Source organism: Sphingomonas turrisvirgatae, from assembly GCF_001721295.1.
GTDB classification, from domain to species: Bacteria; Pseudomonadota; Alphaproteobacteria; order Sphingomonadales; family Sphingomonadaceae; genus Sphingomonas; species Sphingomonas turrisvirgatae.
Genome location: NZ_MDDS01000080.1, coordinates 1 through 453, shown reverse-complemented (window position 1 = coordinate 453; position 453 = coordinate 1). Strand labels below are relative to the sequence as shown.

1 protein-coding gene is annotated in these 453 nt (G+C 39.3%); it reads right to left on the bottom strand.

Going from position 1 to position 453, the window contains the following annotated elements; all coding sequences use genetic code 11:
- Positions 1-220 precede the first annotated feature (220 nt).
- On the bottom strand, positions 221-453 hold a 233-nt coding region (locus BFL28_RS21345; protein ID WP_241527400.1), incomplete at its 5' end, for a hypothetical protein.

Sequence of the window (453 nt, the reverse complement as noted above, 5' to 3'; positions counted from 1 at the left end):
CCACCATCATCGACACGAGGCCGGATGCGGGCAGGAAGATGATGTAGACCTCCGGATGCCCGCAGAACCAGAACAGACGCTGCCGACGAATAGAGAGGTCTGACAATAGGATGTATGAGAATAAGCAAAAAATTAAATCAGCTTTAAAATTAGTTGCAGAAGCTATCTAAATTTTATATTAACTAAAAATTAACATAATACACCTTATACGAAGCCCAGGTTAATCCTGGGCTTTTTGTTGAATCTGATCATTGGTAGCAAACAGATCAGGATTGGTAATTTTGATGTTTTCCTGACAACTCCTGCAAAGCATCAGCCCAGCAAAAAGTTGTACATGTTCCGTTGATTCACAGAAGGCACATGGCTTAGGAAAAGAGATGATATTGGCTGAATTGACTAATTCTGTTGACATAAGAAGCAACCTTGTATTGTAAATATCTATTTCTATCTCTT